Genomic DNA, 8,378 nt, shown 5'->3' with positions numbered 1-8,378 from the left:
CTGGCTCGCTTCATTTGTCCGTCCTTCAGAAGGCCGGACTCTAACTTCAACTGGAGGAAATCGGCAGGGGCAGGTCACCCGACCTGGATTCGGATTTCCAGGCCGCATTCATTCCAAAATGCGAGCTTTAAATCACGGAGCTATAAAATGAAAGTTCGGCGCATTCTAGCATTTTTGGTTTTAGCGATCGTGGTCTTCTGCTCGTGCCTGCCGCAGCCGACGCAAGCTGACGCTCTGTCCAATCCTACCCTTTATTCCAACGCACCGGAGCCTGCCCAGAGCAAGATGCGAGAGGCCGCCCGCCAGTTCTTACAGGCTCAATGCAAAATTTTCGAAGCGATGAAATCGTCCGCTAAGTCATCGAACGAGCTGATTCAATCAGCGGGCAAGGATTTTTCCTCGGCCGGAAAGGGCTTCCAAAGTGCGGCCCAAATAATTTCGAAGGGCGGCGAAAAACTCCCGATTTCAGAACAGGACGCGGTTAAAGCCGCCGAAACTTTAAAGAAATTGGGCTACGAAACTCCAATAACATTCGCGGCGACATTGAGAATATTGTCGCAGGCGAGCGAAAAGGCAGCAAAAGAGCTTAGCCAAATCAGATATGATGAAACGACCCGGTCAAATATCGACGTCCTGAGAGGTCTCAAGAATGTTAGCGGAGAAGCAGCTGAGGTCTTTATCGCCATCAGCACACTTACTGCGCTCGCAAAAGCATAGTGACCTGCAGTTATATGAGACGAGAAGGAAAGCCGGACCCGCAATGTTTGCGCGCGCTTTGCCGCGCCTCGATAGTTCATCCTCACATTCCTTCCGGGAAGAAAGCCATTCTTCCCGGAAGGACGGAGGGATCGGCAGCAGGCGAGCGGCCTAGAGCGGCGGACGGAAGTCCGGCCGCGCCAGCGCCCTGCGAATATTCTGCAGGTTCGCGCGGGCCGCGCGCAGCTCCGCCGAGCCTTCCGGCAGATTCGGCAGTTCGCCCGTGATGCGGCGGAGCAGAGCCGACAGCTCGGTCCGGGTGGCACGCATCAGTTCGCCTTGGGTCCGTACACGCATGGTTTTCTCCTTTGCTTTCCGGCCGCGACCATCGCGGCCTTCATGCGCAGGCCATGCGCCGAAGGAGACCCGCTTCATCGCTTGCGACCGCAACGCAGAGGAGGAGCTCTCGCGCAGCAGAACTTGCAGCGAAGGAAACCATCGGTGCGAAATGGCGGGATGAAGGACGACGGACGCGGACGGCAAAGGAAGAAAATCCGTCCGGGTAATGACAAGGTGAAATGGGAGCGATCATCGAACCGCGCTTTACGGAGCTTCTGCGGGGGCGTGCGAACTGCCCGGCGTATCGGGTGAAGGAGCGAGCACGGATCACGTTGCAGAATATTCGGAGGCGATTAGGTGCGTGCGGCGAACGCCGCACCGGGCTCTGAGGATCAGCCGTTGAGGTTTCACTTTGCTCCCAACCGGACCTCGGACCGCCTCTTCAGCGGTCGCGCACGGTCGTGAATCCTGCTGACTAATCCCGCCAGTTCGCTATCCTGCGCAGCGGAGCAGGCCGCAAGACAGACCGTTCCGCTCCGACGGCCGGCGACGCGCAGGAGCGCCTCTACATGTTCGACACTCCGCTCCAGAAAAGGGTCGCAGCTTTTACGGTGATCGGTGTGGTCGTCGCGGTGAGCAGTGTGATTGTCGCTCTGCTGGCGTGGCTGATGCCCGACCCATTCGGGCGCTCCAGCCCAGTCCCTCCTCGCGAGCCCCCGCGTATAGGCGACGTAGCAGCTCGTCCTCCCCCGGTTTGGCAGCCGCCGGCCGATCCGCAGTTCGATGCGCCAGAGAGCTTCCGGCCAAGGGCAGTCGCTTGGATGTGCAAAGACAATAGTCCCATTACCTTGTCGCACGCGGTGTGGGGGACGTATCCCCCGGGGATTGCAACCATCGAGTACGTCGACCCCAAAACGGGGCTGCGCGAGAAAGCCTCATGGCCGAGACTAGACAGTGCATATGCGTGGATTGAGACTATGGTGAAGAATGGCACCTTTTGTCGATATCAAGGGAGGTATATGCCCAAGGCAATGTTCGGCAAAGGAGGATAATACGTTCGATGCGGCATCCTTGGGCCGGTCTCATTTTGAGAAGTGAGGTTGACCGAGCCGTGCACGCGGGGCGGCCCGCTGCTCCCCTTCCATGCGCCCGCGCAGGCGAATGGTTTTGTATTGATTCAAATCAACAGCCCGCTTTGGCTCCGGACCGAGCTTCGCGCCATGAAGCCGCCCGAGGAACTAGTCGTCCGTGAACAAGGCTCTAAGCGATTGAGCAGGAGTCAGTTTTCCGGTTGCGGCGGCATTTGAGATTGCAGGGATTGGGGGCTTGAGGCCCCCAAACCTTGCAATTGTCGTTTGTGGATTCCCTTTCGCTGCGGACCATGATTCTGTGGTGCATCGGAGGGGCCGATGCGACCGAAGAAGCACAGGACGACGGGATCGAACGATCTGTTCCGGGCGCGGCTGGACCAGATCATCAACATGAAGCACGAGCTGGTTCAGCTCGCCGGCAAGATCGATTGGGACTGGATCGACGGCGAGGTCGCGCCGCTCTACAGCGAGAATGGCCGGCCCGGGATCGAGACCCGGTTCATGATCGGGCTGCTGTTGCTCAAGCACACTTACGGGCTGTCCGATGAGGGCGTTTGCGAGCGCTGGGTTCACGACCCGTATTTCCAGTTCTTCACCGGGCAAGAGTTCTTTCAGCATGCCTTCCCGCACGAGCGCTCGGACCTGAGCCATTGGCGCAAGCGGCTCGGCGACAAGTTGGAGCTGCTGCTGGCGGAGAGCCTGCGGGTGGCGCACGAGGCCGGCGCGTTACGCGGCCAGGACCTCAAGCGCGTCACCGTCGACACCACGGTGCAGCCGAAGGCCATCACCTTTCCGACCGATGCCAAGCTGCTCCATGCGGCTATCAAGGGGCTCAACCGCCTGGCGAGAAGGCACGCCGTCAGGCTGCGGCAATCCTATTCTCGTGTGGCCAAGGCCGCCGCGATGATGGCGGGCCGCTACGCCCATGCCAAACAGTTCAGCCGGCATCAGCGGCAGTTGCGCATTCTGCGCAGCCGGCTCGGCCGCATCATCCGCGACATCCGCCGCAAGATCGAGGGCCAGCCGGCACTGGAGGAGGCATTCGCCCTCCCGCTTGGCCGGGCCGTGCAAATCCGCTCGCAGCAGCAGCGCCAGCGCGGCTGGAAGCTTTATTCCTTCCATGCCCCGGAGGTGGAATGCATCGGCAAAGGCAAGGCCGCCGCGCCTTACGAGTTCGGCGTGAAGGCCTCCATCGTCACCAACAACCGCCGGGCGCCCGGTGGCCTGTTCGTACTGCACGCCAGGTCGCTGCCCGATAATCCCTACGACGGTCATACCCTGCGGGACGTCATCGACCGCACCGAGGCGCTCACTGGCTGTCCGATCGAGCGGGCCTATGTCGACAAGGGATATCGCGGCCACGACACGCAAAATCCCCGTCGCGTCTTCATTTCGGGCCAGAAGCGCGGCGTGTTCGGCGCCATCAAGCGCGAGCTCCGGCGCCGCTCCGCCATCGAGCCCATCATCGGACATCTGAAGGCCGAAGGTCACCTTGGCCGCTGCTATCTCAAAGGCCGCGCCGGCGACGCCGCCAACGTCGTGCTCTCAGCAGTCGGCCACAACTTCCGCCGTATCCTCGCCTGGCTCAGAGAACTCTTGTGCCTCTTCCTGATCCAGCTATCGCATACGCTTGCCTGTCCGCTCCCGCTCAATTCGGCTTCTTAACGGACGACGAACTACGTCCGCGTAAAGATGATCAGCCAATCAGGCCTTCGCGCCTGGAGGAGATGCGCTTGCTGATCGAAGAGTACGCGGCCGGCCTGCGGGAAATCATCAAAAAGCTGCGCCGTAAGCTGAATTGGTTCGCCTGAGCTGGCAGCCTCTTCCTTTTTGGGATGGCGCTTTCGCCCAAGACCGGCGACCTGCGGATAAACTCTCAGTGCCCTTTTAAACTACCCAATCCCGGGCACAAGTTGACAAAACTGACCGCACCTACCCGGCTACGATACCGATCAGTAGGACGACTGCAACGTAGCCGAAACGGAATTCACTCGGCTGTTCGATGGCATCGACTTTCCCTTTGTCGTTACCAACCAATTTTACTATTGCCTTATACGCCTGCGTTTCCGCGGTGATGTTCGGATCTATCCAGAAGTAAGCGTAGCCCGTGAGGGCACCTAGAGCTCCGGCCATCGCGGCGCGCGATCCCATGCCGGGTTTGAACTCGCCCTTCGAAGACAGGACGATAACCCCGCCCATGGCCGACATGAGGATCGTCACCACCCAGGCAAAGATGTCCCATTACTTCTTGCGGCGATAGTTCATCTCAGAATACGCGAGATCAAGGGCCCACTTCAGATCCGGCTCCAACTGGCCATTGGACATGTTTCAGCTCCCTGCAGCATCTGCCTGGTTCAAGCCTGTCCAGGCTATCAAACCGCAACCACAGGTCGAAGACAAGGGCCTGGCCGCGTCCTCCAAGGGATCAGGCGGGCGCGTGCGGCGAACGCCGCACCGCGCTCTATTCGCTGCGCTCACCGAACCCGCGGAAAAGGCAGTTTCGGCCCATGCGGGTGACGATCCCTCGCGCAGGATTTTGACGGCAGCCTGCGGCTGACATCCTCTTTCTCATAAGGGGTCAGGGCGGGCGCTGCCCTCCCTCCCTTGGCGCGCCTTCTACCGGACCGGCAGGGCCGCGTCCGGGGCATCCTTCTACGCAAGAGCTGCGAAGGACGCCCCGTCCGCACCCCGGCCAGCCGCGAACGCACACCGACCCAAACCCTCCCGCTCTCGGCGATGGCCAACCGGGTGCAGGCGCACCCGTATTTTTTATTGAGGAGGGAAGTGATGAGGAGTGACGTTTATCAGCGCGTGACGGACAGCATCGTTGCGGAACTGGAGCGCGGCGTCAGGCCGTGGCTCAAACCCTGGAACGCGGAGCATGCGGCAGGCAGGATCACAAGGCCGCTTCGCAGCAACCTCATTCCGTACCAGGGCATCAATGTTCTGATGTTGTGGGCGGAGGCGGTGGAAAAGGGATTTGCTGCGCCGATCTGGATGACGTTCAGGCAGGCGCTTGAGCTTGGCGGGCATGTCCGCAAAGGCGAGAAAGGCAGCCTGGTCGTTTATGCGTCCAGCATCACCCGCAGCGAAACGGACGAGGCGACCGGCGAGGAAACGGCGCGCGATATTCCGTTTATGAAGGGCTACACGGTCTTTAACGTCGAGCAGGTCGAAGGCCTGCCGGCGCAATTCCACGCCCCCGCGCAGCCGCGCCTTGAAACTTTGGAGCGCATTGCCCGTGCGGATGCGTTCTTTGCGGCGACTGCAGCCGATATCCGCAGCGGCGGCAATATGGCGTATTACAGCATGGGCACGGATCATGTGCAGATGCCGCCGTTTGAACCCTTCAGGGACGCAGTGCGTCGATCTGCATCTGTCCCGAGCCGTTGCAGCGCACGCAGACCCGGACTACCGTCCTAAGCGATTGCGTTCTGTTTCGTGCGCAGGGCGGCGGCCCAATCAGCAAGCGTCTTTATGTCCGCCATGATCTCATAGGGAGGTGGAACCGCTGCATCCCTGCCGCGTGAGGGATCATGGGCCTCGACAAGATCGCTGCATTTTTTGAAATTGTTTCGGTAGACGTCGACGTCGGCGGCTTCGACTGCGGTTACCCGTTTAAGGCTCTTGGCGTCGATATAATCCCGATGGCGTAAGATCACTCCGGCGAAGAGAATATCTTCGAGCCCGCGCTCCCAGGAGGCACGCAAGCGATTATAAATTCCGGTATTGCTCTTCGTCATTAGCGTCGTAGAGCGCCCGCGCAGCGCGCCCGTCCTTCTCCAGTTTATCGATACGATCCTTCAGCGAAGCATGTTGCCATGGGAGACCGTCCGTCACTATGCCCGTGCCTGATGGCCCGCGTGAGAGGCTGACGAGCTTTGCCCGAGCGCCGTGCCTCGCGGCTTTATCGTGCAAGTCGTTTACGAACACCATGTCGTGAGTAAACACGATAATTTGTCGCTGTTTGCATTCTTTCACTAGCCGTTCGGCCACCTTGTCTCGCCAACGATGATCGAGGGATGTGACCGGGTCATCGAATACTAGAGTCGACTTATGAGATGCCGTGGCAAGCTCTGCCAGGAACGCTGCGAGAGCTACACAGGTTTGTTCGCCCTCGCTGAGAACACTATGGACTTTGGCTTTCGGGTTTGCAAACAGGCGCACTTGATAGTTAGGTGAGCCGTATTGGCCGCCTGACCGGACTATCTCTACGCGCACTTTTTCTGCCGCAAGGCTGACGATTTCGGATTGGAACTGATCGCGCATCTTCGGCGTAATCACGTTGTCCGCGATGTCATTCCCTAGCTTCGTGATGGCGTTTGTCGTCATGTCGTCTGCACACCGTCTTACAATACGGAGTGTGCCAAGCCGTGCGACCTCCTTGCGGACATTGTCCATAAGTGCCGACACGGCGTCTCGGTCAGCGAGCCCATCGCGCTCTTTGATCAATTTGGCTCGGCCTACTTCCTGGGCCGCGTCATCGAGTTGAGACGCATAGTCCTGGGCAGCCGTTTCGATAGCTTGCAATTGCTCTTTCGGGGAGCTGGCGAACGAAGCGAGAGTCAATTGCATTTCCGTCGAGAGCCTCGCGAGGCACTGGCGTCGGCGCAAATCGGCGCTAGCGAGAAAGCGCAATACAGCCCGCGAGACATCTGGCGTTTGAGCGGCGAGACGGCGGCGCATCGACCCAATGACGCGAATGTCGAGTTTCGACTTTTTTAACGAACTTAACGCCGAAGTGAATGCAGCTTCAGCAGCGGTGGCTTGAGCTTCCGCGTCAGCCTTGATGAACGACTCAAAATCTTGAAGGCGGCCTTTGGCTTCGGCTGTCAGCGGTTGATGGCAAAGCACGCAGACTTCGTGTTCGCTATGCGGGAAAGCTTTTCTCGGATAAGCGGTATGCTCCGCATAACGGCGCGCGGCCTCCCAAAGCGCCCGCCATGTGGTGCCGCCGACGCCGGAAACGGAAAGTCCTCCGAACGCTTTATCTGCTGCTGCAGTCGCCGCCGCTCGTGTCTCACGTGCAATGTCGGCCAGCGACTTAAGTTTAAGCAGTGCTTCATCAGAGTATGTGACGGCGTATCCGCCGAGGGCAAGAATGAGTCTACGTACGTCGTCGGCGACAAGTCTTTGGGCGGCGGCAGCTTCCACTGGATTCTTTTGCAAATCCTCGCGCAGTCTTGCCAGTCGCAAGCCCTCTTGCGCCGTCATTTCGCCCAAGGTTTCGAGCGTAGCCAGGTCCGTATTGTACGCGAGCGTCGACAGAATTTTACCGACATCGGTTGTCGGGTTCCAAGTTGGCGTCGCGAACACCGGGTGGCGCGCTGCGCTAAGCTGGGCTTCCTCGGCGACGAGAAGCTGTTTCAGTTTCTGGCAGACACCGGCGAGATCGTCCGGAATATCCAGACCAAATGGCCGAAAGGCAACTTCGTTCTTTTCCTGCACATGGACCGAGCCACAGTCTCGGTCAAACACGCTGATCGCAGACAGTACGTTATGCGGGCCTGCAGTATCCGACCAAGCAACGGGATAGGCTGCGACGCCGTCCTTGAGAATGCTAAAGCTGGCAGTGGCTTTTCCCGTCGGGGCCGGTTGATACGCATCAGGCATGATTTCGCCTGCTTTTCGCGCACGGCAGGCACGTTTTAGTACGCGTCCGTAACCGGATTTGCCTGCGCCATTAGGACCGTACACTATCGTTAGGCCGGCTGTTTCAAATGGTAGAGTTTGTCCAGGCGCAAGTTGATTCACGCCGACAATGTCGGAAAGGCTGGTGATGGTAACAGACGCGCCGTTTGCGGGACTGGCCGGTAGATGTGCGGCTTCCAATGCTACAGGTTCTGGATCGAAGCCCGTTGCACCATGCTCTTTTTTGCACAGCGCAAGAAGTTCGGCGATAGCCGCATCGTTTGGTGTTCCTACCGCGATGATGCGGCGCAAAGCGTCGCGTTGCCACATTGGCCGATCTACAGACCAGTCGAGAATAGTTTCGAGAACGGTGCGTGGCGCGGCTGTTGTCTCATCGACGCGCCGCCGTGTCGGAAAACCAGTCCTTATGTTGATAGTCGGCCGCTCCGTCTGACATTTCATCCCGCATGCTTGTGGTTTTATGAAACGGTCGTCCAAACAGGCCGACTCATAAGCCGTGGAAGTAGACTACAATCGGATATTAAAGGACGATTCGTTATTGTATTTTCATAACTATCGTCCTCAGGTTGTAGACCTGAGGTTTTAGGGAGTGGTTGGGCA

General features: G+C 59.0%; 7 protein-coding genes. 3 read left to right on the top strand and 4 right to left on the bottom strand.

The window, feature by feature from the left end; translation table 11 throughout:
• Window positions 1–717, top strand: a 717-nt coding sequence (locus AC0L2F_RS32185; protein WP_473251143.1) for a hypothetical protein, incomplete at its 5' end; no start/stop codon positions are given.
• Between the two features lie 150 nt (window positions 718–867).
• Here the strand turns inward: AC0L2F_RS32185 and AC0L2F_RS32180 are convergent.
• Window positions 868–1,053 carry a hypothetical protein gene (locus AC0L2F_RS32180; RefSeq protein WP_473251142.1) on the bottom strand — a complete coding sequence of 62 codons (186 nt, stop codon included), beginning with the start codon at window positions 1,051–1,053 and terminating at the stop codon, window positions 868–870.
• Window positions 1,054–2,444: 1,391 nt separating this feature from the next.
• Here AC0L2F_RS32180 and AC0L2F_RS32175 point away from each other — a divergent pair.
• Window positions 2,445–3,791 (top strand): IS5 family transposase, encoded by a 1,347-nt coding sequence (locus AC0L2F_RS32175; RefSeq protein ID WP_007605691.1) that lies wholly within the window; start codon window positions 2,445–2,447, stop codon window positions 3,789–3,791.
• A 267-nt stretch (window positions 3,792–4,058) separates the two neighbouring features.
• Here the strand turns inward: AC0L2F_RS32175 and AC0L2F_RS32170 are convergent, their stop codons facing one another.
• Window positions 4,059–4,349: a hypothetical protein gene (locus AC0L2F_RS32170; protein ID WP_473251141.1), complete on the bottom strand. Its 291-nt coding sequence runs from the start codon at window positions 4,347–4,349 to the stop codon at window positions 4,059–4,061.
• A 564-nt stretch (window positions 4,350–4,913) separates the two neighbouring features.
• Here AC0L2F_RS32170 and AC0L2F_RS32165 point away from each other — a divergent pair.
• Window positions 4,914–5,549, top strand: coding sequence for an ArdC family protein (locus AC0L2F_RS32165; protein ID WP_473251140.1), 636 nt, complete (start codon window positions 4,914–4,916; stop codon window positions 5,547–5,549).
• Here AC0L2F_RS32165 and AC0L2F_RS32160 read toward each other — a convergent pair.
• Both AC0L2F_RS32160 and AC0L2F_RS32155 read right to left on the bottom strand, forming a co-directional pair.
• Entirely contained in the window at window positions 5,546–5,869 is a 324-nt protein-coding gene (locus tag AC0L2F_RS32160; RefSeq protein WP_473251139.1) for a hypothetical protein, read from the bottom strand. The genes AC0L2F_RS32165 and AC0L2F_RS32160 overlap by 4 nt on opposite strands.
• Window positions 5,841–8,255 (bottom strand): AAA family ATPase, encoded by a 2,415-nt coding sequence (locus AC0L2F_RS32155; protein ID WP_473251138.1) that lies wholly within the window; start codon window positions 8,253–8,255, stop codon window positions 5,841–5,843. The genes AC0L2F_RS32160 and AC0L2F_RS32155 overlap by 29 nt, the downstream gene beginning before the upstream one ends.
• Window positions 8,256–8,378: the final 123 nt, after the last annotated feature.

It is taken from the genome of Bradyrhizobium sp. Ken64, assembly GCF_055807555.1.
This window is presented reverse-complemented; position numbering and strand designations above follow the sequence as displayed.

Bases quoted from the DNA above. Each gene is read 5' to 3' on its own strand.
- AC0L2F_RS32180 (WP_473251142.1), bottom strand. From the start codon at position 1,053: ATGCGTGTACGGACCCAAGGCGAACTGATGCGTGCCACCCGGACCGAG.
- AC0L2F_RS32175 (WP_007605691.1), top strand. From the start codon at position 2,445: ATGCGACCGAAGAAGCACAGGACGACGGGATCGAACGATCTGTTCCGG.
- AC0L2F_RS32165 (WP_473251140.1), top strand. From the start codon at position 4,914: ATGAGGAGTGACGTTTATCAGCGCGTGACGGACAGCATCGTTGCGGAA.
- AC0L2F_RS32160 (WP_473251139.1), bottom strand. From the start codon at position 5,869: ATGACGAAGAGCAATACCGGAATTTATAATCGCTTGCGTGCCTCCTGG.